This window comes from Hymenobacter algoricola (genome assembly GCF_039539525.1).
Classification (GTDB): Bacteria; Bacteroidota; Bacteroidia; order Cytophagales; family Hymenobacteraceae; genus Hymenobacter; species Hymenobacter algoricola.
In genome coordinates, this window is record NZ_BAABDH010000033.1 from 1 (window position 1) to 23,189 (window position 23,189).

General features: G+C 67.5%; 18 protein-coding genes. 7 read left to right on the forward strand and 11 right to left on the reverse strand.

Going from position 1 to position 23,189, the window contains the following annotated elements; genetic code table 11:
• Positions 1-173 precede the first annotated feature (173 nt).
• From ABD842_RS08655 to ABD842_RS08680, 6 genes are all read right to left on the reverse strand, one after another.
• The gene (locus tag ABD842_RS08655) at positions 174-848 is read right to left on the reverse strand and encodes a hypothetical protein (RefSeq protein ID WP_345112615.1); all 675 of its coding nucleotides are present in this window, start codon (positions 846-848) and stop codon (positions 174-176) included.
• A 3-nt stretch (positions 849-851) separates the two neighbouring features.
• A complete protein-coding gene (locus ABD842_RS08660) occupies positions 852-1,235 on the reverse strand; it encodes a GntR family transcriptional regulator (RefSeq protein ID WP_345112617.1) in 384 nt (127 codons plus the stop codon).
• Positions 1,236-1,250: 15 nt separating this feature from the next.
• Positions 1,251-2,027 (reverse strand): hypothetical protein, encoded by a 777-nt coding sequence (locus tag ABD842_RS08665; protein ID WP_345112619.1) that lies wholly within the window; start codon positions 2,025-2,027, stop codon positions 1,251-1,253.
• On the reverse strand, positions 2,011-2,865 hold the full coding sequence (locus ABD842_RS08670; protein ID WP_345112620.1) for an ABC transporter ATP-binding protein: 855 nt from the start codon (positions 2,863-2,865) through the stop codon (positions 2,011-2,013). Before ABD842_RS08670 ends, ABD842_RS08665 begins: the two co-directional genes overlap by 17 nt.
• Before the next feature lie 166 nt (positions 2,866-3,031).
• Positions 3,032-4,987 carry a tetratricopeptide repeat-containing sensor histidine kinase gene (locus ABD842_RS08675; RefSeq protein ID WP_345112622.1) on the reverse strand — a complete coding sequence of 652 codons (1,956 nt, stop codon included), beginning with the start codon at positions 4,985-4,987 and terminating at the stop codon, positions 3,032-3,034.
• Positions 4,988-5,284: 297 nt separating this feature from the next.
• Positions 5,285-6,286 carry an SDR family oxidoreductase gene (locus ABD842_RS08680; RefSeq protein ID WP_345112623.1) on the reverse strand — a complete coding sequence of 334 codons (1,002 nt, stop codon included), beginning with the start codon at positions 6,284-6,286 and terminating at the stop codon, positions 5,285-5,287.
• A 213-nt stretch (positions 6,287-6,499) separates the two neighbouring features.
• Between ABD842_RS08680 and ABD842_RS08685 the strand changes: the two genes are divergently transcribed.
• The 3 genes from ABD842_RS08685 to ABD842_RS08695 all read left to right on the forward strand — a co-directional run bounded on the left by ABD842_RS08685 (position 6,500) and on the right by ABD842_RS08695 (position 10,101).
• Positions 6,500-8,029 carry a malate:quinone oxidoreductase gene (locus tag ABD842_RS08685; protein ID WP_345112624.1) on the forward strand — a complete coding sequence of 510 codons (1,530 nt, stop codon included), beginning with the start codon at positions 6,500-6,502 and terminating at the stop codon, positions 8,027-8,029.
• A 140-nt stretch (positions 8,030-8,169) separates the two neighbouring features.
• The gene (locus tag ABD842_RS08690) at positions 8,170-8,985 is read left to right on the forward strand and encodes a hypothetical protein (RefSeq protein WP_345112626.1); all 816 of its coding nucleotides are present in this window, start codon (positions 8,170-8,172) and stop codon (positions 8,983-8,985) included.
• Positions 8,986-9,516: 531 nt separating this feature from the next.
• Positions 9,517-10,101, forward strand: coding sequence for a hypothetical protein (locus tag ABD842_RS08695; protein ID WP_345112628.1), 585 nt, complete (start codon positions 9,517-9,519; stop codon positions 10,099-10,101).
• Positions 10,102-10,353: 252 nt separating this feature from the next.
• On the opposite strand, the gene ABD842_RS08700 is transcribed toward ABD842_RS08695, so the two are convergent.
• A complete protein-coding gene (locus ABD842_RS08700; protein WP_345112630.1) occupies positions 10,354-11,901 on the reverse strand; it encodes an ArnT family glycosyltransferase in 1,548 nt (515 codons plus the stop codon).
• 366 nt (positions 11,902-12,267) lie between these two features.
• On the opposite strand from ABD842_RS08700, the gene ABD842_RS08705 reads away from it, so the two are divergent.
• The 3 genes from ABD842_RS08705 to ABD842_RS08715 are packed head-to-tail and all read left to right on the forward strand — an operon-like array spanning position 12,268 to position 16,057.
• Positions 12,268-13,722, forward strand: a complete 1,455-nt coding sequence (locus tag ABD842_RS08705; RefSeq protein ID WP_345112633.1) for an AMP-binding protein — start codon at positions 12,268-12,270, stop codon at positions 13,720-13,722.
• 20 nt (positions 13,723-13,742) lie between these two features.
• Positions 13,743-14,855: a DUF3419 family protein gene (locus tag ABD842_RS08710; RefSeq protein WP_345112634.1), complete on the forward strand. Its 1,113-nt coding sequence runs from the start codon at positions 13,743-13,745 to the stop codon at positions 14,853-14,855.
• An 11-nt stretch (positions 14,856-14,866) separates the two neighbouring features.
• A complete protein-coding gene (locus tag ABD842_RS08715; RefSeq protein ID WP_345112636.1) occupies positions 14,867-16,057 on the forward strand; it encodes an aminoglycoside phosphotransferase family protein in 1,191 nt (396 codons plus the stop codon).
• Here ABD842_RS08715 and ABD842_RS08720 read toward each other — a convergent pair.
• From ABD842_RS08720 to ABD842_RS08730, 3 genes are read right to left on the reverse strand one after another with little or no spacing between them, the layout of a single operon-like run.
• The gene (locus ABD842_RS08720; protein WP_345112638.1) at positions 16,037-17,107 is read right to left on the reverse strand and encodes a hypothetical protein; all 1,071 of its coding nucleotides are present in this window, start codon (positions 17,105-17,107) and stop codon (positions 16,037-16,039) included. The two genes, ABD842_RS08715 and ABD842_RS08720, sit on opposite strands and share 21 nt — an antisense overlap.
• Positions 17,091-19,661: a PEP/pyruvate-binding domain-containing protein gene (locus tag ABD842_RS08725; protein ID WP_345112640.1), complete on the reverse strand. Its 2,571-nt coding sequence runs from the start codon at positions 19,659-19,661 to the stop codon at positions 17,091-17,093. The genes ABD842_RS08720 and ABD842_RS08725 overlap by 17 nt, the downstream gene beginning before the upstream one ends.
• An 11-nt stretch (positions 19,662-19,672) precedes the next feature.
• Positions 19,673-20,557 (reverse strand): UbiA prenyltransferase family protein, encoded by an 885-nt coding sequence (locus ABD842_RS08730; RefSeq protein WP_345112641.1) that lies wholly within the window; start codon positions 20,555-20,557, stop codon positions 19,673-19,675.
• Positions 20,558-20,605: 48 nt separating this feature from the next.
• Here ABD842_RS08730 and ABD842_RS08735 point away from each other — a divergent pair, with 48 nt between their 5' ends.
• Entirely contained in the window at positions 20,606-22,870 is a 2,265-nt protein-coding gene (locus ABD842_RS08735; protein WP_345112642.1) for an efflux RND transporter permease subunit, read from the forward strand.
• Here the strand turns inward: ABD842_RS08735 and ABD842_RS08740 are convergent.
• The gene (locus ABD842_RS08740) at positions 22,867-23,112 is read right to left on the reverse strand and encodes a hypothetical protein (RefSeq protein WP_345112644.1); all 246 of its coding nucleotides are present in this window, start codon (positions 23,110-23,112) and stop codon (positions 22,867-22,869) included. The two genes, ABD842_RS08735 and ABD842_RS08740, sit on opposite strands and share 4 nt — an antisense overlap.
• Positions 23,113-23,189 lie beyond the last annotated feature (77 nt).

Sequence of the window (23,189 nt, forward strand, 5' to 3'; positions counted from 1 at the left end):
ATTGCCGAAGTTGTGCGGGCGCTGCCGTGGAGTATTTGTCCCATAAGTGTGTACGAAATTCCAGCCCGGAAAATACACCTTCTCTCCCTGGGACTATACACCTAGGCCGGCCGGCCAAAAAAAGAGCCCGACGAAAGCCGGGCCTTTTCCACCAACCAAACTAAAATCAGCCGCTACTGCCGCATCATCCGCAGCGAGGCACCCGATACGGTGGCCGCGGCACTGTCGGAAAACTGGCAGCTGAACTGCGGAATAAATACATTTTCGAGTTCCAGCTCGCCCTGGCTCTGCACCGACAGGCGGGCGGCCTGAATGCGGTTGGTAGCGTCGATTTTCAGGGTCGAGCGGCTGCCCGCGCTCCGGCCGGCGGTGGCCCGCAGGTAGCCGATGCGGTTGTCGGTCAGCGCCACTTCCCCGGTACGGTTTTGCTCTATTGCCAGGCTGTCGAGGGTGAAGCCGCTCACGTCAAGCGTGTTGCCGTCGGTAGTCAGGGCCGTCAGCCGGGGGCAGCTGATGAGCACCGCGCTGTTGCCGGACCAGTCGGTATCGGTGGCCGGCCGGCTCGTTACCACCAGGCGCGACCCGACCTGGGTGATGCTCACCCTGCCCGTGGCCCCCTTGTTTACCCGCACCGCAAACGGGCCGGACGAAATTTTTACGCTCAGGCCGCTGCCCACCACCTGCACGGCGCTGAAATCCTGGTGGGCCAGAGTGGTGTAGTTGCGGAATAGGTCTTTGTCTTTGTAGCTGCCCTTGCGGTACTCGGCGCGCAGGGCCAGGTTGTAAGTCAGCAGAGAGCCCAGCAGCAGGGCCAGCGTCGTCAGCAGAAGTTTGTTGCTCGTTTTCATCGGTTAGCTTTTAGCGAGGCCCAGTTGGGCCAGTTTGAATTGCTCGTAGCGCTGGCGCAGCTCTTCCAGGTCAATTTCCAGCAGGGAAATGGTCTTGAAAAACCGGGGCAGATCCTGCTGCAGAAACCGCTCCCGGCGGTACTGCTTCACCTTCTGGTCGGCACCCGGCGCCACGAAGTAGCCGATGCCGCGCTTGTTGTAAATCACCTGCTGGTTCTGCAGAAACTCGTAGGTCCGCATCACCGTGTTCGGGTTCACCTGCAGCTCCACGGCCAGGTCGCGCACGGAGGGAATCTTGTCTTCCACCGGCCACTTGGCCAGCAGGATATTTTCGCTCACGTACCCGGCAATCTGCAGGTAAATGGCCTCGTTGTCCTGAAATTCCATGGTTTTCCGCTTCGCTTAAATTTCCTTCTCCTGCACCCGGAAGTAGGCCGCCACCCACAGCAGCAGCGTCATGGCTACCGGCACCAGCTTCACCAGCTTTTCCTGGGCCGGCGACACGTAGAGCCGGTAGTGCTCCTTGCCCAGGGCCAGGTCGGCGCCGCTGAAGGGCAGCACCATCTCGCTGACCACGTGGCCGAGCAGCAGCTTGACCACCTGAAAGTTGGCAAACAGCAGCAGCCCGGCGCCGACAAACACGGCAAAGGCTGTGCGGACCAGGTGCAGCTTCTGAAAAAACAGCGCGCCCCAGATAAAGATGGCGTGAATGAAGGCGTAGCCCAGCACCAGGGCACCCATGTTGTATTCCGGGTCGAAGAGGTTCAGCAGCTGGGGCGGCTGCCCGTGCCAGTCGTCGGCATTGACTATAACCACCGCAACCAGATAAAAGCACCCCACGCACACCAGCGTGAACACTACGAACGAGTAGAGCCAGCCCACCAGGTACTTTTCGAGGTGGGACGCCGGCAGCATCAGGATGGCCATGCCCTGCTTCTTCTCGGCCAGGCCGGCAAAGATGCTGCTGGTGAACACGGCCCCGCCCATGATCAGGAAGATGCCCAGGAAGGCGGCCTGCTGCCCCGGCCCGAACGGTTTCGACTGCAGCGTCTGCAACCCCATCAGCAGGGCCAGCAGCCCCAGCAGCACGCCCACGCCCAACAGGTAGCTTTTGCCGTACTCGGCGGTATGCTTGCGAAACAGCCGGCCGAAGCGGGGCAGGCTAAATTGATTGCTCATAAACGGGTTGCTTTAAGTAGTTGATGACCGACTGTCCGCCGCCGGCAATGGCGTTGAACAGCAATTCCATATCCACGCGGCTGGGGCGGCCGTCGGGGTTGGGCACAATGGCCTGCCGCCCGCGCACCGATTCTTCGGCGTAGAGCACCTCGCCCTCCTGCCCCTCGCGCAGGGTGGTGAAGGTGAGGCGCTCGGCCAGCTGGTCCAGCGCTTCGTTGAGCACGATTTCGCGGTTGTGCAGCACCACCACCGTGTCGATGAGGCTGTCCAGGTCGCGCACCTGGTGAGTGGAGATAATCAGGCAGCGCTCCTCGGTCAGGGCCGAGGCCATGATCTTGCGAAACTGCACCTTGGAGGGGATATCCAGGCCGTTGGTGGGCTCGTCCATCACTACCAGGCTGGTGTTGGTGGCCAGCCCGAAGGCAATCATAAATTTCTTCTGCTGCCCAAACGACAGCTTGTCGAGCACCGCGTGGTCGGGCACCTCAAACTCGCCCAGGTAGTCGGCCAGCTGCTGGTGGCTGAAGCGCGGGTAGAAGCCGGCGGTGTTGGCCACGAACTGCCGGGCCGTCAGGGCCGGTACGTAAAGCTCCTCGGGCAGAAAGTACAGGTCTTCGAGCACCGACGGCAGGCGCTGGGCGGCCGGCTGCCCGTTGATGAGGCAGCTGCCGGCCTGCGGAAAGACCAGCCCGGTCATGTTCTTGAGCAGCGTCGACTTGCCCGCCCCGTTTTTGCCCAGCAGGCCGTAGATGTGCCCCCGCTCCAGCGTCAGGCCCAGGTTCTCGAAGAGGGGCACCTGCCGGGAATACCCAAAAGTCAGCTTGTGAATGCGCACCATAGCTTATTGCTTTAGTGTACTACTTATCTAGTACACTACAAACGTAAGCAAATAATTCACCCCCCAAATACTTGGGCGAAAAATATTTTTTAATTCCGATATACGATTCGGGTCAGCGGACTACGAAACCCGGTTTCTGCGCCCGCCAGCGCGCTTTTTCGCCCGACTACTGCGGCAGCGTAATGATGAACTCGGTGCCCTCGCCCTCCCGCGACTCCACCGTGAGAGTGCCGCCGTGCCCGGTGCTGATGATGTCGTAGCTCAGCGACAAGCCCAGGCCGGTGCCCTCGCCCACGGGCTTGGTGGTGTAGAACGGCTCGAAGATGCGGGCCTTTACGCCGGGCGGAATGCCCGGGCCGTTGTCGCGCACCCGGATTTCTACTCCGCCGGGCAGCGGGCGGGTGACGATGGTTACCGCGGGCCGGTAGCTGGCGCTGTGGGGCTGCTGCTGGCGCTGGCGCACGGCGTAGAAGGCATTGGTACACAGGTTCAGCAGCACCCGGCCCAGATCCTGCCCGATAACCGGCACCGCCGGCAGGCGGGGGTCCAGCTGGGCCGTGAGCGTAGCCTGAAAGTCGGGGTGCTCGTTGCGGGTGGCCTGGTAGGCGAGGCGCAGGTTTTCTCCGGCCAGGGCATTCAGATCCGTCAGCTCCCGGGGGCCGGAGCCGGTGCGGGCGTGCTCCAGCATGCCCTTGATGATGGCCGTGGCCCGCTGCCCGTGCTGGCTGATGTTCATGATATTCTGCTTGAGGCCGTCCAGAATCTCCCGCTCCAGCCGGCCGTCGCGGGCCAGGCGCTGGGCCCCGTTTATCTCGTCTACCAGGTCGGTGCTGACCTCGGCAAACTTCTTGACGAAGCTGAGCGGATTCTGCAGCTCGTGGGCGACACCGGCGGTCAGCTCGCCCAGAAACGCCATTTTCTCGCGCTGCACGAGCTGGTCCTGGGTGGTTTTGAGCTCGGCCAGGGAAGCCTGCAGCGCCGCGTTGGCCCGCTGCTGCTGCTGGTAGTTGCGCACCAGCAGCCCGCTAAAGCCTAACAGCCCGAGCAGGCCGGCCAGCAGCGCATAGAGCCGGTAGCGGGCCGTCAGGGCCTGGCGGTCGGCGGTGGCCTGCTGGGCGCGCTGCTGCTCGTTGTAGTTGATGCTTTGCAGGCGCATTACTTTTTCCTGCCCAAAGAGCGTGTCCTTCATGGCCAGCATCAGGCTCTGGTACTTAAAGGCGCTGTCGATGGGGCCGTATTTTTTAAAGCTCTGGGTCAGCAGCGTGCTGGAGTTGAGCACGCCCCGCAGAAAGCCGTTGGCCTGGGCCGCCTGGCAGCCCCGGCGGGCGTAGTAGATGCTCGAATCGATGAGGCCCTGCTGCTGGTAGAGAGTAGCCAGGCCGACGTAGGCAAAGTTGCTGCTGCGCAGGTGGTGCCGCTTGTCCGACTCGGCAATGCTGCGGCGGTAGTAGGCCAGCGCCGCCGCCGGGCGCCCCTGCTTGCGGGCCACGTTGGCCAGCCCGTAGAGGATGTAGTTGGTGGGCGAGTGCAGCCGCTGGGCCAGCTGGTAGGCCTGCTGCTGAAAGTACCGGGCCGAGTCGGTTTCGTTGTACAGGTCGTAGGCCAGGCCGATGTTGCTGAGCTCGATGACGATGCGGTGGTCGTCGCGCAGCTGCCGGCCCAGGCGCAGGGCCTGAAAGTAGTAGGCCAAGCCCTGGCGCCGGTCGCGCAGGTACACGTAGATGATGCCGATGCTGCGCAGGTTCTGGGCCTGCATGGCCACGTCGTGGGTGGTTTCGGCCAGCCGCAGCGACTGCTGAAACAGCTCCAGGGCCCGGGACAGGTTGCTTTCGCGCAGGGCCGCGCCCAGGCGGTTCAGCGCCGCGCACTCGCCGTGGCGGTACCCGATGCGGCGGGCCAGCGCCAGGGCCCGCTGGGCGTAGGCCTCGGCCGAATCGGTGCGCAGGGCCCAGTACTGGTCGCTGCCCTTGCAGAGCAGCAACACCCGGCTGCTATCGGGCAGGGGCTGCTGCAGCTGCTGGCGAAGGGCATTCAGGGCCGGACTTTGCGCCCGGGCGGCAGGACAGGCGGCCCAAAGCAGCAGAATAAGCGCCGTAAAACGGACGCGAAACCAGGAGGGCATGCAATCAGGTGTGGTAAGGGTATGGGTCGGGGCTAAGCAACCCGGCACAGGCTCTGGGGTTTAGCTCCCGGCGACTTTGCGTGAGCAAATATCTTCCGAATTAGATTAACTCCGGCTATGGCCCCGCCCCACTCACCTACCCACCCCCGAAGAGCATTCCCAAAGCCGGCTCATCTGCCCCGAAAGCCCTTCTGGCCGGGCCGGGCGGGCAAAAGAAAACCCCGGCCTACAGGGGCCGGGGTTTTGCAGGCGCGGGAGCTGGCAGGGCCGCTGCCCCCCGAGTCAGGGTAGCAGGCCTCAGCCCTTGCGCAGCAGGGAAGTGGCCAGGGCCACGCCCGAGCCGACCAGGGCCACCGTGAGCAGCGGGTTCAGGGTGGCGGCGGTGTACACGCTGGTTTCGCGGGTGTGGCCGGGGTAGCTGCCGCGCTCCTGCAGGGTACCGGCGGCGTGGTCGAGGCCATTCTCGCGGCGGGGCCGCGGGGGGCGGCTGGACTTTTCCTGCTTGGCAAACACGTTTTCCATGAACTTATCGAGCAGGCGCGGGGTCAGGCTGGCCATGGTCATCATCATGCGGCCGCCGCCGCCGACGGTGATTTCGCGCTCCGGCGTTTCGGCGCAGTGCAGAATGGCGCTGGCCACAATATCGGGCGAGTACGCCGGCGGCGCGTGCTGGGGCTCCCGGTCCATGTAGTTTTTGGCGTGCTGCGGGTAGGGCGTGTCGATGGCCGCCGGCTTGATGAGCGTCACCGAAATCGGCGCCTCGTCCATTGCCAGCTCCATGCGCAGGCCGTCGGTGAAGCCCTTCACGGCGTGCTTGCTGGCCGAGTAGATGCTTTGCAGGATGGCCGTGCTTTCCGACAGGATGCTGCCCACGTTGATGATGGCCCCACCCCGCTGCTTGAGGTGCTTGGCCGCCTCCAGGGAGCCGTAAACCAGCCCCCAGAGGTTGGTTTCGAACAGCTGCCGCATATCCTCCACCGGAATTTCCTCCAGCTTGCCGTAAATCGAGACGCCGGCGTCATTGACCCAGGTATCGAAGTGCCCGAACTCCTGCACGGCCACCCGGGCAATGCGGCGCACGTCGTCCTGCTGGCTTACGTCGGCCACCACGTACACGGCGCGGCCCCCGGCCTGGTTGATTTCGCCGGTCAGCTGGCGCAGGGCTTTTTCGCTGCGGGCGGCCAGCACGAGGCGGGTGCCGGCCTTGGCGGCCTGCCGGGCCGTGACCAGGCCAATCCCGGACGAGGCGCCGGTGATGACCAGCACCTGGTCTTTGAGCTTTTTGAGTTTAACTGCCATAACGGGGCTCAGGAAGTGAAAAGTGAAAGAATAGGACGGTAAAAAAAAGCAAAGCGCAAGCCCTGTAAACGCGGCGCAGCCCCGCGGAGTTAATATAAAATCCGGCCCGGGCGGGGGGCAGTGCCGACGCACTCCGGCGGGGCCGGGGCAGATTTTTATAACCTGTGGCCGGCCCCGGCGGTAAAGCAGGAACCGCTGAACAACCCTGCCGCCATGACTCCTCCTGCCGATACCACCGCTGCTGCCCCGCTCCCCGACGTTGTGCTGATCGGGGCCGGCATCATGAGCGCCACGCTGGGCGTGCTGCTCAAGCAGCTGCAGCCCGGGCTGACCATCGAAATATTTGAGCGCCTCGACAGCGCCGCCGCCGAAAGCTCCGACGCCTGGAACAACGCCGGCACCGGCCACTCGGCCTTCTGCGAGCTGAACTACACCCCCGAGCGGCCCGACGGCTCCATCGAGACGGACAAGGCGGTCAAGATTGCCGAGCAGTTTGAGGTGTCGAAGCAGTTCTGGAGCTTTCTGGTGGAGCAGCAGCTCCTGCCCCCGGCCCCGGAGTTTATTCAGCGCATCCCGCACATGAGCTTCGTGTGGGGCGCCGAAAACGTGGAATTCCTGCGCCGCCGCCACGCCGCCCTCACCCGGTGCCACCTGTTCCGGGGCATGGAATATTCCGACGACCCCGCGCTGCTGCGCCAGTGGATTCCGCTGGTGATGGAAGGCCGCGACCCGCAGGAAAAAGTGGCCGCCACCCGCATGGACCTGGGCACCGACGTCAACTTTGGCGCCCTCACCCGGGCCATGTTCCGGCAGCTGCAGCAGCTGCCCGGCATCACGCTGCACTTCCACCACGAGGTGAGCAAGCTGCGCCGGGACGAGCACGGCCACTGGCTGGTGAAGGTGCGCGATCTGAGCACCGGCGAGAAGCGCCGGGTCCGCACGCCCTTCGTGTTTATCGGGGCCGGCGGGGGCTCGCTGCCGCTGCTGGAGAAGGCCGACATCCCCGAGGGCCACGGCTTCGGCGGCTTCCCCGTGAGCGGGCAGTGGCTGAAGTGCACCAACCCCGCCGTCATTGCCCGCCACCAGGCCAAGGTCTACGGCAAGGCCTCGGTGGGCGCCCCGCCCATGTCGGTGCCCCACCTCGACACGCGCATGATTGAGGGTCGGCGGGAGCTGCTGTTTGGCCCCTACGCCGGCTTCACCACCAAGTTCCTGAAAAACGGCTCCTTCTTCGATTTGCCCGCCTCGATTCAGGCCAACAACATCGGGCCCATGATTTCGGCCGGCCTGCACAACCTGTCGCTGACCAAGTACCTGATTGACCAGGTGCGGCAGTCGCCGGAAGACCGGCTGGCGGCCCTGCGCGAGTACCTGCCCGCAGCCGAAATGCCGGACTGGGAACTGGAAGTGGCCGGGCAGCGGGTGCAGGTGATCAAGAAGGGTGAAGACGGCGGCGGCGTGCTCGAATTCGGCACCGAGGTCGTCAGCGCCGCCGACGGCAGCATTGCCGCCCTGCTGGGCGCTTCGCCCGGCGCCTCCACGGCCGTGGCCATCATGCTGGACCTGCTCCGGCGCTGCTTTCCCCGGCAGCTGGCCACCGCGGCCTGGCAAGCCAAGCTGCGCCAGCTGATTCCGTCGTACGGGCTGCCGCTGGGCCAGGATGCCGGGCTGGCCGCCGACGTACGGGCCCGTACCACGGCGGTTCTGCAGCTGCAGACGAGCCAAACAACTCCGGCCCGCTAAGGGCGGCCGGGCGGGTTTGGCCAAAGCCCGAATTCTTCCCGGCCCCGCGCCAAAGTTCTGAGTAACTTGCGCTTTCGGGCGCGGGGCCCGGGGAGTAGCGTCGTATACTTATGCCTTGGTTGTTTGTTCAGATACCGCTTTTGCTGCTGCTTTTCGGCCTGCTGGAGCCGACCGCCCAGCCGCCCATCGAGCCCCTGCAGATTGCCGAGCGGTTTGTGGCGCCCGAAGGCTGGCCCCAGATGCGGGACTACCTCTGCTGCGAGGCGGCCGGCCAGGCCAGGCGCGAGACGCTGGGCCAGCAGATTCCGGCCCGGCTGCGTCGCCACAGTGAGCTGCTGCACCAGGACTCGGCCCGGGCCGTGGTGGCCGTGGAGCTGCGCGACTCCACCACCCGCAACGACTTTTACCTGCACTTCACCCGGGAAGCCGCCGGCTGGAAGCTGCAGGCCGTCCGCTCGTTGGCCATGACGGCCCTGGGCGCGCCCATGCTGAAGATGCTCACCGAAATGCCGCCGGCCGAGGTGACCCGCTACAACCAGGCCCACCCCGCCGCCAACCACGCCTTTGCCGTGGGCAACATCCGCCTCTGGGTGGGCGCCGACGCCGACATCATGCGGCACTTCAACCGCCGCCGCCCGGATTTCCAGAAGGTAGTGCGCCTGCTCAAGGCCAAGCAGTACTTTACCGCCGGCCCGGCCGGGGCGGCCGCCGACGAGCAGGCCGCCAACGCCGACCCGGCCGTGCAGGCTCTGCTCCAGTCGTTGTTTATCAGCCGCGTCACCCGCCGCGACACCAGCTGCGGCACCTGCCTCGAATTTGTCATCGGCGGCCGCGTCGACAGCACCGTGGGCGTGCTCTATCAGCCCGACGCGGCGGCGGTGCCCGCCATGAGCCCCGACCGGCTTATCGTGGTGCGGCCCCTGGGCAACGGCTGGTACCTGTATAAAACCAGCTGAGCCGGGTTCGGAAGGAGCCTCCCCCCCCCCCCGCCCCCGCACATGCTTTAAGCGCATTATCCCCGGGAGAGGGGGAGCCTGACGAACCCAACGACAAGGGCCGGCCGCTGCGCAGCGGCCGGCCCTTGCGCATCGTACATCCTGATTACCGGGAGCTGCGGGTGACTCTGGAGGCGAGAGCCGGCAAGGTCAACCCACCCGCGCCGCCGTGGCGGCCCCTCTCCCCCTGGATAGCAAACCAGGGGACGAGGCCCTGCTCCACCACCAGACGCACAGCCTGGGTGCCGGTGCGCACCAGGTATACGCCCGCCGGGCGGCGGGCCGGGCCCAGCGGTAGGCCACCGTCGGAAAACCGGCAAGGCCACTGCTACCAGCGGGGGGGGGGGTATAAATTTTCGAGGGGGCCTGAAATTTATACCCCCAACCGGGCCAGGGCAAGGGGGTATAAATTTTCGAGGGGGTCAAAAAATTATACCCCCTTGCCGGCCCGTGTTATATTTGGGGTATAAACCCCGCCGCTTAGTCTTGCCTATGAAGAATCCCCACAAACTAGCGGGCACCCCGGACCTGCTGCCCACCGTGCGGGCGTATTTCGGGCTGACCCAGGCCGAGCTGGCCTGCCTGCTGGGCGTACCGCAGCCCCGGCTGGCCCAGGCCGAAACCGACGCGCGGCCTCTGTCCACCGATGCCTACTACCGCCTGCGGGCTCTGCGTCCGCTGCTGGCCCTGCCGGAGCCCGCCCCCACCCTCACTCCCACCGACGTGGCCGCCCTGCAGGTCCGCCTGGCCGCCGCCCGCGACCAGGCGCGCCGCCTGCGCTACCGCCTCGCCCACGACGTGCCGGCCCGGGCCGCCCCGGCCGCCCGCCGCCTGGCCGTGGCCGAGGCGCTGCCCGCCGCCCTGGCCGCCACCGAGCCCGACGCGCCCCTGCCCCCGCGGACCCTGGAAAACCAGTACTGGCAGTGGCGGCTCCTGGTCAACAAGGCCATAGATGAGCTGGAAAGCCGCAGCGGCCCCGGCCCCGCGGCTCAGCTGCGCGCCCGGCTGGCCGGACTGGAAGCCGAGGCCGCCGCGCTGGCCCAAACGCTGGCTGAAGCGGGCGCGGCAGAATCTTAGGGCCGTTTCGGCGCCGATGGGCCACAGCTCGGATTTTAGCTTGGAAACTGTTTGAGTCAGGATGAGAAGGCTTTCAGAACGATGTGGAGACGCCTGCTTGCGTCTCGTCGTCTGCCCGTTTGGCGGCTATCGCTCAACGAGAAGAAGCAAGTAGGCGCCTCTACCGTGTTTGCCAGCTAACGCAAATAGCTTCTTAGAAACTGTTCCGGGCAGTCATCCGGCGGCTGGGGCGAGCATTCGAGGCCCGGCGGCTCAGCGGGCGGCCGGGGGCTGCTGCTCCCACTCGGCCAGGGCCTGCCGGTGGTCCTGGTAGAGCGTATCGAGGGCAGCCGGGGTGGGCGCGGTGCCGAGCATGACCACGGTGCCTTGCTCGCGGGCGTAGGGGTTGAGCACCGCGGCCCGGCGCTGCCAGCGGGCGTAGCGGGCGGCGTTGTCGCGCTCCTGCTCCTGCACCCGGATGACGTAGCGGTAGGGCGGCGCCGGGCGGGGCGGAAACCAGTACAGGTAGCTGCCGTTGAAGCTCTGCGCCGCGGGCAGGGCGCGGTGGCGGTTGTAGTAGTTGATGGCGCCGGCCTGGCCGTAGTTGTCGCACAGGATCAGGGTGCGGGCCCGGGTCGAGTCGGGCAGGCTTCGGTACACCTGCCAGGTTTTGTCGGCCAGCTCCTGCCAGCCCAGCATGTCGGCGTAGTCCTGGGGCAGGGGGTGGTTCTGGCCGTCTTCCCAGCGGTGGACGCCGGTGCTGCGGTAGGCCCGGCCAATGGCCTGCATGCGGGCCGGCGGATACACGCTGTAGACGTACGGAAACAGCGGCACGGCCAGCAGCAGCAGCAGCCCCGGCAACGCGGGCCGCAGCACCCGGGCCAGCCGGGGCCGGGGGGCCAGCCACTGCTGCCACCACACCGCGCCGGCCGCAAACAGGATGGGGTAGTAGCCCAGGGCGTAGTAGCTCTTGCCGTGCAGCACCGTCAGGATCAGCAGGCCCGCCAGAAAGAGAAAGCCCACGGCGCGGTAGGGCCGCAGCGGCCGGTACAGCAGCAGGGCCAGCAGCCCCGGCAGCCACACGCCCAGCGCCGGGAAGCACATCAGCAGCTGATCCTTCCAGAAGTCGGCCGCCCCGACGTGCACCAGCTGGGTGTCGTGCAGCAGGGCCATGTGGTGGCGAAACGGGATACCGTGGCGCAGCTGCCAAAGCAGGTTGGGCAGCCATAGCAGCAGCGCCAGCCCCGCCGCGGCCGCGGCCCGCCAGGTCAGCAGCAGGCGACGCTGCGGGGTCAGCAGCAGGCCCGCCAGCAGGGCGCCGATGAAGAAGAAGGCCGTGTACTTGTTGAGCAGGCTCAGCCCCAGCACCAGCCCGATGCCGTAGAGGTAGCGCGGCCGGTGCTGCTGCAGGTAGACCATGAGCCAGTAGCAGCTCAGCGTGAAGCTGAACACCTCGAACGAGTTGGGCTGAAACAGGAAGTTGAGCCGGGCGTAGGCGCCCACCAGGTAGCTCAGGCAGGCCAGCAGCTGCGCCCACCGTCCGCCCCCGAGCCGCTGGGCGGCCCGGCCCACCACGTACACCGTGGCCGCCCCCCAGAGCAGGGGCCAGAACTTCACCCAGAAGTAGCCGCCGCCCAGGGCCAGCGTGAGCCAGCTTTGCAGGGCCGTCAGCGGGGGCACCTCCAGGTAGCCCCAGGCCAGGTGGCGGCCGTAGTTGAGGTAGAGGTATTCGTCGCGGTGCAGCTCATACACGCGGCTGGTCAGCGCGAAGCCCAGCCCGAACTTCAGCGCGGCAAACAGCAGCGGGACAAGGCGCTTCATGGCAGAAAACTCTAGGGTGACGGCGGCCGGGCAGTGCAACCCGGCCGCGGCTGATGGACTCGTTAACGGGACGCTTAAGTACCGCACATTTTGGCAACGACCAAATCCCTGGCCGCAATGGCCGCCCGCCGGGGCCGCAGTCCGGGCCGCCCGCTCTGCCGCTCAAGCCCCCGGAAGCGAGGCTGCAATATCTACCTGCCTCTGTTTAGACACTTGTTTTACAAAGACTTGCCTGCCCAAAAAACTCATCTTCTCCTCCTGCGGCGGCGGAATGTGGTTTGCGGTGCCTGGGCGGACCGGCTATGTTTATCAAAACTTCCTGCCCGCCCTGCTCTCCCGCCTTTCTGAACCCGTTGCCCTTCGGCCATGCACCCCAATTTCTTCGCCACCATCCACGCTACGCTGAGTGCCCACCCCGACCGGGTGCTGGTCGTTTGGCCCGCGGCGTGCGCCGGGCAGGCGCCGGCCACCTACACCGGCGGCGCGCTGCTGCTCCGCATCGAAGCCGGGCGGGCGGCGCTGCGGGCCCAGGGCGTGCGGCCGGGCCAGCCCGTGCTGCTGGCCCGGCCCGTCAGCTTCGAGCTGATCTGCCTGCTGCTGGCGGTGATGTCGCTCGGGGCCGTGCCGGTGCTGCCGCCGGCGGGCGCTTCGGCCCTGGGGTTGTGGCGCGTGGCCCGGCGCAGCAAGATCCGCCAGGCGCTGGTAGCCCCGGCCCTGCCCTGGCCGGCGCGGCTGCTGGCCCGCGCGCTGGGCCTGCGCCTGTCCGCCGACTCCGGGGCGCTGCCCGCCCCGGCCCCGGCCTGGACCGCCCAGCGAGTCGCCGCCGGCCAGCCCGCCCTGATTTCGCACAGCTCCGGCTCTACGGGGCCGGCCAAGCCCATCCGGCGCAGCCACCGGGTGCTGCAGGCCCAGCACGAGGCGCTCCGGCAGGCCTTTCCACCCTTGCCCGGCCAGCGCGACTTCCCCCTGTTTCCCAACGTGCTGCTGCACAACCTGGCCGCTGGCGTGTGCACGCTGCTGCCCGACGTGGCGTGGGGCGCCCCGGCCCGGCTGGAGCCGGCGCGCATCGTGCGGCAGCTCCGGCAGCAAGGCGTGCAGACCCTGACGGGCAACGTGTTCTACTTCGCCCGGCTGGCCGACTACCTGACCGCGGTGCCGACCGCGCTGCCCGCGGTGGTGGCCCTGGGCGTGGGCGGCTCCCCGGTGCCCGAAGGGCTGATGCGGCGGCTGGCGCAGCTGTTTGCCCAGGCCCGGTGCTACGTCATCTACGGCTCGTCGGAAGCCGAGCCCATTGCCGTGCGCCAGCTCACCGACGCGGCCGGGCTGCCCGAAGCGGGCTACTGCGTGGGTCCCATTCTGCCGGCCCTGAGCTGGCGGCTGCACCCGCTGGGCGCGGTGTGGGTGGGCGCGGGCCGGCCGCTGGCCCAGGTCGGCGAGCTGCAGGTGAAAGGCGCGCACGTGGCCACCGCGGCCCCCGACGGCTGGCTCAGCACCGGCGACTTCGGCTACCTCGATGCCGACGGCCGGCTGTGCCTGACCGGCCGGCAGGGCAACGAGGCCATCCGGCAGCAGCAGCAGCACTACCAGCTGGAGCACGTGCTCCAGCACCTGCCCGGCGTGGCCCGGGTGGCCGCCCGGCCCGGCCGGCGGGGCTTCGTGGTGTACGTGGAGCCGGCGGCCGGGGCCGTGGTGGCGGAAGCGGCCGTGCGGGCGGCGCTGGCCGTGTTTCCGGGGCCGGTGTGCGAGCAGGTCCACTTTCGCCGCCGCCTGCCGGTCGACAGCCGCCATCTATCTAAAATCCGCTACGGGGCCGTGCGCTAACGGCTTAACTCACTCCGACCATGCAATCCGAATTCTATAACGTCGAGCTGGACCGCATCCGCTACTCCCTGGTGTGGGAGGACAGCCGCACCCTCTACGATACGCTCGACATTACCCCCGCCGACCACGTGCTGGTGATTACCTCGGCGGGCTGCAACGTGCTCAACACCCTGCTGCGCGGCCCCCGCCACGTCACCGCTACCGACCTGAACCCGGCCCAGAACCAGCTGCTGCGCTTCAAGCGCCACCTGATTCTCTACCACGACCACCAGGTGCTGCGCGGCCTGCTGGGCTTCGACGGCCCGGCGGGCGTGGCGGCGGCCTGGCGCCACCTGGCCCCGCGCCTGCCCCTGCGCCTGCGCGACTACTGGACCCCGTTTTTTGTGGCTCACCCCAGCGGCATCCTGACTTCGGGCAAGCTGGAAAGCTATATCACCGGCTTTCTGCCCACCCTCGACCCGGCCACTCAGGCCAGCCTGCGCCGGCTGGTGCAGTGCGCGTCGGTGGCCGAGCAGCGGGCCTTCTTTGCCGACTACCTGCACGGCACCCGCTTCCAGGCCCAGTTCATTGCCTACTTCGACGAGGCCAACCTGAGCAAGGGCCGCGACCCGCGCCTGTTCCGCTACGCCACCGAAACCGGCGGCCAGGCTTTTTACCAGCGCCTGTGCCAGGCCGTGGGCAGCCAGCTGCTGCGCGACAATTTCTTTTTCCGGTTCTTCTTCTTCGGCCCCACCAATCTGCCCGAAGCCATTCTGCCGCCCTGCTACCAGCAGCGCCATTTTGCCGCGCTCCGGCAGCAGCTGCCCCACCTGACCATCCGCACCGGCGAGGCCGCGGGCTACCTGCTTACGCCCGAGGGCGCCGACATCACCAAGGCCAGCCTGTCCAACATCTTCGAGTACGTGAGCCCCGAGGAGTTCGGGCGCGTGGGCCGGGCCCTGTTTGCCCACCGTGCCCGGCCGCTGCGGCTGGTGTTCTGGAACCTGCTGCAGGACCAGGGCGCCGACCCCGCCGATGAGCTGCCCCTGCTGCCGGAAGCCACCGCCGCCCTTTCCCGCCAGCCGGCCTGCTTCTACTTCCGCAACGTGCGGGTACTCGACTCCTGCCGCCACCTCATTGCCTTACCGGCCTAGCGCCCCCCATCATGGAAACCTCCCCGTATCTCAGCGTCGCATTTCTGGAGCCGCTCATGCGCCGGCACGCCCCGGAGCACAACATCCGGGTGCGGGCCGTGCGGCCTTTCGCCGTCGACAGCTCGGCCAGCATCCTGGCTACGCTGACCGCCGGGCACAGCGGCCGCCCCATCGGCCACTTCGGGCTGGAGGTAGACCTGGAGGTGGCGGGCCAGACGCAGACCCGGCGGCTGCTGCTCAAGATCAAGCCCCACGGCCGCGAAATAGCGGGCATGCTGGCGTTTCTGGCCCAGGCCTGCGGGGGCGAGCTGGCCGCCGTGTACCCGAACTACCAAAACCTGAGCGGCTTTCAGCACACCCACCACCGCGAGCTGGCCGTGTACCCGCTGACTACCGCCGCGCTGGCCCCGCGGCTCTGGGGCCTGCACGCCGACGAGGAGCAGCAGGTGTACGTGGTGCTGATGGAATACCTGGAAAACACCGAGCTGCTGAACTCGGTCATGGCCCCCGCGCAGTGGACCGACGCCCACCTGCGGGCGGCGCTGACCCAGCTGGCGGCCTGGCACGCCCGCCACCTCACCACCACCCCGCCGGCCTGGCCCGACCTGCCTTCCCTGGCGTATATGCAGCAGCTGCGCCCGCTCTGGTCGGCACTGCTGAGCAACGCCGCCACCCACGCCCCGGCGCTGTATCCGCCGGCCCGGGTCAGGCAGCTGCGGCAGGCCATTGAAGCCATTCCCGCCACCTGGGCCGCGCTGGCCACCCGCCCCCGCACCCTGATTCACAACGACCTGAACCCGCGCAACACCTGCTTCCGCCCCGGCCCCGAAGGCCTGCAGTTCTGCGTGTACGACTGGGAGCTGGCCACCTACCACGTGCCGCAGTACGACGTGGTGGAGCTGCTCTGCTTCGTGCTGGAGGCCGACCGCTACCACCTGCGCCCGGTGTACCTCGAGCACTACCGCCAGGCTCTGCACGCCCTCACCGGCCAGTACGCCGATGCCGACGCCTTCCGGGCCGACTTCCACCGTGCCGCCCTCGACTTTGGCCTGCACCGGCTGGGTATGTACCTGATGGCGCACTCGGTGAGCCCCTACCCGTTTCTGCCCCGGGTTATTCACAGCTTTTTCAACACCCTCGACCAGGCTGAAGTCCTCGCGGGGCCGGCCGCAAACCGGGCCTTACCAGCGGTGCTCGAATAGCGCGTACCGGGCGGTTTCCATCGGCAGGCCGTCGGTGAAGTGCAGGGAAAAGTTGTCGGAGCGCATCAGGCAGAACAGCACCTCCTCGTAGTACTCGCGGAAGTGCACCATGCCGTAGGCGCCCAGCAGATCCATCAGGCCGCGCTGGCGGAAGTCGGGGTGCACGCCCACGGTTTTGGCCAGCAGCACCTTGCGGGGCAGCCGGGGGTAGTCGCGGGCAAAGTCGGGCGCCGTGCCGGCGGGCAGGTGCAGGGGCTGGTAGTTGGGGTGGCAGAAGCTCAGCGCCACCAGCCCGCCCGACTCCCGGCTGCGGAACAGCACCGAGGTGTGCGGGCACAGCTTGCGGGCGTAGTCGGCGTTGTAAAGCAGCCGGAACTGGGCCAGGGAAATGGGCCGGTAGTTGGGGTTGGCGCCGAATATCAGCTGCACCAGGGCAAAGATTTCGGCCTCGTGCTGCTGCCAGCTGGCTTCGTTGAGCGGGATAAACTCGAAGGGCAGCTTGCGCAGCTCGGCCAGGGCGTCGGCCTTGTGGGCGTACACCACCGGCACCGTCTCGCGCCGGATCAGCCGGCTCTCGAAGGTGCTGCGGGGCACAAAGCCCAGCCGGGCCAGCAGCGGCGGGTAGTAGTCGGGGTGGGCGGGCTCCCGGTCAAACAGGCCCCAGGAAGGCGCGGGGCCCAGGCGCAGGCGGTAGTCGTGGTAGGTGTTGAAGTTGATGGGCCCCACCAGCGCCGGGCGGCCGCGCTGCGCGGCGTCGGCCCGCAGCAGGGCAAAGGCAGCCTGGTTGAGCCCGATATCCTCCACCGTTTCCCACCAGCCGAAATACGCATCACTGCCGTCCGCGGGGAATATGCCGACCAGGCGCAGGTCCTCGTAGTTGGTGTAGAGGATGATTTCGTTGCGGGCCGCTTCCAGCCTGAATAATGCCTGCACGGCCGCCGGCTTTTCGGCGGGCCGGAACGGCTGCGGGGCGTACACCTTGTCGGCAATGGCAAAGAAATACGGGGCCAGCTCCCCCGCGTACGGCACCCGCTCAACTGGCTTTTTCATCGGCAGCAATTCGGATTTCACCCGTGGCGGCATTCAGGATAATCTGCTGGCCGGAGCGCAGGTGCCTGGTCACGGCGGGCACGTTGACGATGGTCGGAATGCCCAGCTCGCGCAGCAGAATAACCGAGTGGGACAGCGCCGAGCCCTTCTCGATAATCACGCCCCGGCAGGTGGGAAACAGCGCCGCCCAGCCCGGGTCGGTGCGCAGGGCGCAGATGATTTTGCCGGTCACCTGAAAGTCGCCGCCCGGGTCGGTGATGACCACGACTTCCCCGCTGACCACCCCGGGAAAGCAGCCCGTGCCGCGCAGCACGCCATCGGCCGGCGCCGCTACGGCTTCCGCCGCCAGCGGCGGGGCGGGCACGGTGAGGCGGGCCGGCACGTCCAGGGTGGCGTAGTGGGCAAATTCCTGCCGGCGCTGCCTTACCAGTTCGGGGCCGTCGAGGTCGGAACCGGGGGTGAGCAGGCGGGCAATTTCGGCTTCGGTGAGCAGGAAGATGTCCCGGGCCGCGGGCAGCCGGCGGGTGGCCGCCAGCTTTTCGCCCAGGGCCAGATAAGCGGCCCGGTACATGCCAAACAGCCGGGTGCGCTCCAGCCGCAACGACTCGCGGTACTGAATGGCGCGCTGCAGGGCCGGCAGGCCACGGTTGACCCGCCGGCGCAGCCGCCAGGAGCAGGTTTGCAGCAGCCGGGCCAGCTCCTGCCCGGCCGCGGCGTGCAGCCCGGGCGTGTCGGGCCGCGCCGCGCCGGGGGCGGCCTCGCCGAGGTAGTTGCGCAGGTACTGGTAGAAAATGGCGGGCTCGGTGCGCATGGTGCGGGTTTCCAGCTTCAGCTCGCCCATGGTCCGGTCGCCGTAGCGGCTGATAAACTCCTCCACGCCCCCGAAAAACTCCGGCGCCAGGGCCCGCGTCTGCGCGTGCACGTCCGGGGGCAAGGCCAGGATCAGCTGGCGTAGCGGGGTGTGGGCGCGGGCCTGGGTGGCCAGAGCCTGCAGGTGGCGCACGGGCTGGGTGCTTTCAATCTGGGCGTCGCCGGCCAGGTAGCGGGCCAGGAAGTCCTCGGGCTCGGCCACGCCGGCCTGACGCAGATGCTTCTGCAGGCGGCCGTTGGTCATCATCACGTAGAAGTCGTTGATGATGGGCGTGGTCCAGCTTTGCAGCAGCGCGGCGTCCAGCTGCTCCTTTTCGCGCCAGATGTCGGCGGCGCTCAGCCCGGCCAGCGGCAGCTCATAAAAGCGCTGGTAGTGGCGCTGGAAGCGGGCGTGAAAGGCGGGCACGGCCCGGGGCAGCCGGCGGAAGGCCCACAGCAGCCGGCCCAGGTTCAGGGCCAGCCGGGGCAGCAGCCGCACTTTTTCGCCCAGGGTTTTCCGGCGGCTCACCACAAAATCCACCGGCTCGAGCACGCCCATCATGCGCTCCATGTCGGCCTTGTTCTGGCGGAAGGCCGGCAGCAGCTGCAGGCCGCGGTACCAGTTGTTGATGTTGTAGTAAATCCGGCCCTGCACCAGCCCCAGCAGCTGGGTTACGACCGGTTCGTGGGCCCGGATGGCGGCCGCGGGCAGCCCCAGCGCCTGCATGGTCTGGCGGTAGACGGTGGCGTAGGCGCGCTGGGCAAAGCTGAAGGTGAGCGGGGTCGTCACCCCGCAGTAGCTTTCCTGGATGTTGGAGTTGTCGTAGACCACCACCTCGGCTATGGGCTGGGTGATGGGCCGGGCCTGCACCACCCACACCTGCCCGGCGGCATCGGCCACGAATTCCACGTCCTGGGGCCCGCCAAAAGCCGTTTCCAGGGTACTGCCCAGCGCAAACAGAGTGGTGAGCTGGGCCGGGGTGAGGCAGGGCTGCTGCTGCTCTGCGGCCGGCACCGGCGCCACGGCCAGCCCGGGGCCGGCGGCGGCCAGCAGCTGCTCGGGCTTGGCGGCAATCTTATGGCGGTGGAGCTGGCCGCTGGCTTTGGCGAAGTAAAACTCGTCGGGCTCCAGCCGGCCGCCCACCAGCCCTTCGCCGAAGCCCCACACGGCGTGCACGGCCAGCTCCTGGGGGTATTCGGGAAAGGTAGAAAACAGCACGCCGCTGCTGCGGGGCCGCACCTGCCGCTGAATGATGACGGCGGGCCGGGCCACCGGCGTCAGGCCCTTCTGCTGGCGGTAGGCCACGGCCCGGGCCGAGTAGGCGCTGGCGGCGCAGTCGGCTACGGCGGCCCACACGGCCGGGAGCGTGGTCAGGTTCATAAACGAGTCCATCATGCCGGGGAAGGCGGCCTGCTGCCCGTCCTCGTCGGCCACGGAGGAGCGCACCACCACCGGCCGGGCCGGAAAGTCCCAGGTGGCCAGCACGGCCAGGATGGCGGCCTGGTCGGCGGCGCTCAGCACCGTGGCCGCCAGCTGCCCCCGGCGCGCCTCCCCGGCCGCGGCGGCCGGGGCCGTTTCGAAGGTTTCGGCGGGGATAACCAGGAAATCGGGGACCGGCTGCCCGGCCGCCCGCAGCCGGTACAGGCCGCGGGCTTTGCCGCCAATGGTGGCGCGGGCGGGCAGTTTCGGGCCGTGCAGGATCATTGGGCTGGTGGTTAAAAATTGAGGGTAATAATCAACGACAGGTAGCTGCTGAGCATAAACAGCGACACCAGCAGCTCCCCGGCCTTGAGCCGCTTTTCGTGGGGGCGGCGCCAGCTCAGGCCGTACACGAGCAGCGTGAGTAGGTAGAGCGCGGCCAGCAGCGCGAAGGGCCAGGCCGCCGCGTGCAGCTGCCGCAGCAGATAGCCCTGCACCAGCGTGCCGGCCAGCAGCACCAGCAGCACCGCCCCGATGGCCCCGCCGAAGCCCAGGGACTTGGAGTAGGAGGCAATACCGTCTTTTTCGGCCGCGGGGGCGTGAATCTTGCGCGCCAGCTCGAAGGAAAACCCGCCCAGCAAGCTCAGCAGCCCCAAAGTATAGACGGGGGAGCCGGTGCCGAAGTCGGGGCTGTAGGCCCGCCACAGCCAGCCGATGAGCAGCGGCATAATCAGCATGTGGCTGACGGCGTACAGCACCAGCCGGGGCTGCAGCCAGCGGCCCACGAAAAACTCGTAGCGCATCAGCAGGCTGTAGCCCACCACCAGCAGCCAGCCCACCAGCACCGGCCCGCCCAGGTACGCCGACCACGCCGCTTCCAGCCCGGCGCCCACCGCGGCCAGCCCCCGCAGCTGCCGCAGGCTCACCCGCCCCGACTGCAGCACCCGCTGCGGATGGTGGCGGGCGTCGAGGGCGTAGTCCTTGATTTCGTCGAACACCCGCAGCCGGAAAAAGAAAGATATTGTCGCCAGGACGCCCACGGCTTCCCGGGCGCCGAAGCCGGGGCCGGGCGTACCGGCCCCGGCCACGGAAAACACGGTCAGGAACAGGATGGCAAACAGGGCCATGTTGACCACCGGAAACCGCTCGTTCAAGTAAGCCAGCAGGTTTTTCAGATTCATTCCGCGTTATTACGAGCTCAGTACGAAAGCCCCGGAGCGGGCCCGCCGATGGTAAATATCCTCTATAAAATCCGCTATTACCTCCTAGCGGTGGTGGCCACGGCCTGCGTGCTGCTCTGGCCCGGCGCCCGGGCCGCCACCGCCGTCGACAACAGCCTGGCTACCTGGTTTTTGAAAGACGACCCGGCGCTGCGGGCCTACGCCGACTTCCGCACCCGCTTCGGCAACGACGAGGTGGTGATTCTGGTAGTCCACGACCCGCAAACGCTGCTGCAGCCCGCTTATTTCACCAGGTTCCGGGCCCTGACCCGGCAGCTGGAAGCCCTGCCGACGGTGCAGTCGGTGACCGGGCCGGGCAATGCGCGGGTGCCGGGGCGCGACCTGACCGGCGCCTCCGCCCGCCCGCTGCTGGGGCCCGGGACCGGGGCGGCCCAGGTGCGCGCCGCTCTGCACGACCGGCCCACGCTGGGCGGGCAGCTGTTCAGTGCCGACTACCGCAGCGCCCGCTTTCTGGTGGAGCTGCGCAACCTGCCCGACTTCGACAACCGCCGGGCCGAGGTGCTGGCCCAGGTGCAGCGGGTGGTGGACGCCCACTTTTCGCCCGCGCAGGCCTACCTGGGCGGCGTGGGCATCGTGTACGCGGGCCTCAACGCGCTGTCGCAGCACGACTTCGGGCTGTTTCTGGGGCTGGGCTACCTGCTCATGTTCGGGGTGTTTCTGGGGCTCTACCGCAACCTGCGCCTGCTGCTCTACACGCTGGGCATCGTGGCCCTGAGCACCTACCTCACCTTCGGCATCTACGGGGCCCTGGGCTACCGCCTGAATCTGATGACCGTGCTGCTGCCCATCGTGATTATTCTGCTCGGCATCATGGATTCGATGCACGTCATCAACGAGCGCAACCTGCTGGCCCGCCCCGGCAGCCCGGCCCTGGCCGACACGCTGCAGACGCTGCGCAACGTGTTTTACCCCTGCCTGAGCACCATGCTGACCACCGTGGCCGGGTTTCTGGCCCTGCTCACCAGCCCGATGGCCATCCTGCAGACCTTCGGCGTCTTCGCGGCCCTGGGTATCTTCTTCTGCCTGCTGTTTACCTACCTGCTGGGCGTGCTGCTGCTGCCCCACACCCGCCCCGCGCCCAGGGCTACCGCGGCGGCCAGCGTGTGGGTCGGGCAGTTCTACCAGTTTCTGCTGGCCCGCCAGCGGCTGTTTACCGCGCTTTCCCTGCTGCTGATTGCCGCCTTCGCCGTCGGCACCACCCGGCTGCGCACCGACACCTACACGCTGGGCTACCTGCCCGCCGACCACCGCGTGGTGCGCGACCATCAGGCCATTGAGGCCACCTGGGGGCCCTACATGCCGCTGGAGCTGCTGGTCCGGCCCCGCCCCGGGCACACCCTCCACGATACCGCCGTGGTGCAGGCCGCCGCCGCCTTCACCGACTCGGTGCAGACGCTCACGGGCGTGGGACGGGTGTTCGGGTTTCAGTCTTTATACCAGGGCGGACTGGAGGCGCAGGCCAAGGGCAAAGCCCGCCGGCTGCTGGCCAGTCAGGGTGCCCTGAACGCGGTGCACCGGCAGCTGCTGACCCCGGAATATGCCCCGCTGGCCCGCCAGTTTGTGCACGAGCCCAGCGGCACGGGGCGCATCACCATTTCGGGCACCATGCTTTCGGCGCGGCAGCTGACGGCCAAGATGGACTCGGTGCTGGGCATGGCCCGCGCCACGCTGGGGCCGGTAGCCACGGTGCAGCCGGCCGGCTACCAGCCCATGTATTCGGGCATTGTCCGCTACGTCACCGCCTCCCAGACCAACAGCCTGCTGTGGTCGTTTCTGCTGGTATTTGCCCTGACCTGGGCGTTTATCCGCGACTTCCGGCTGGCGGTGCTCACGGTGCTGCCCAACCTGTTTCCGGTGCTCGTGCTGCTGGGCCTGATGGGCTGGCTGGGCATTCCCCTGGATACGGCCACGGCCAGCATTGCCGCCATCGTGCTCAGCTTCTGCACCGACGACTCCATCCACTTCATCTACGCCTACCGGCAGCGGCGCCGGGCCGGCCTCTCCCCGGCCGAGGCCCGCCTGACTACGCTCACCCACATCGGCCCCACCATCGTGCTGACCAGCGTGATTCTGTTTTTCGGCTACTCGTCGATGCTGCTGGCTTCGCTGAAAACCGTGGAGCTGTTCGGGGCCCTGACCGCCCTGGCCATTATCGGCGCCCTCTACGGCGAGCTGGTCATCTTCCCGCTGGTGCTGGAGCGCTTCGACCGGGAGCCCGGCGCCAAACCAAAACCGGTGGCCGGCGGCCGCTAGAACACCTCCGGGAGCTGAATCTTTTTCAGGTACTCGGTCAGGCCCGCGGGCTGCTGAAACAGGTGAATAAACAGAATGGGGTCCTCATCCAGCACCCGCCACACTTCGGCGTAAAAGTCGCCCAGGGCGTAGAGATGCAGGCGGAAGCTGTCTTCCCGCCGCTCGGCCAGGAAGTCGCCGTGGCAGGTGAGGCAATGGGCTTGCTGCCCCATCGGGAGCTTTTTGAATACGCGTAGGTTCATAGGCGGCCTGCAGAACCCGGCGCCGTAGCCGTCTGGTTCCAAGCGAGGTAAACAATATTCGGTATTTACTATTTGCG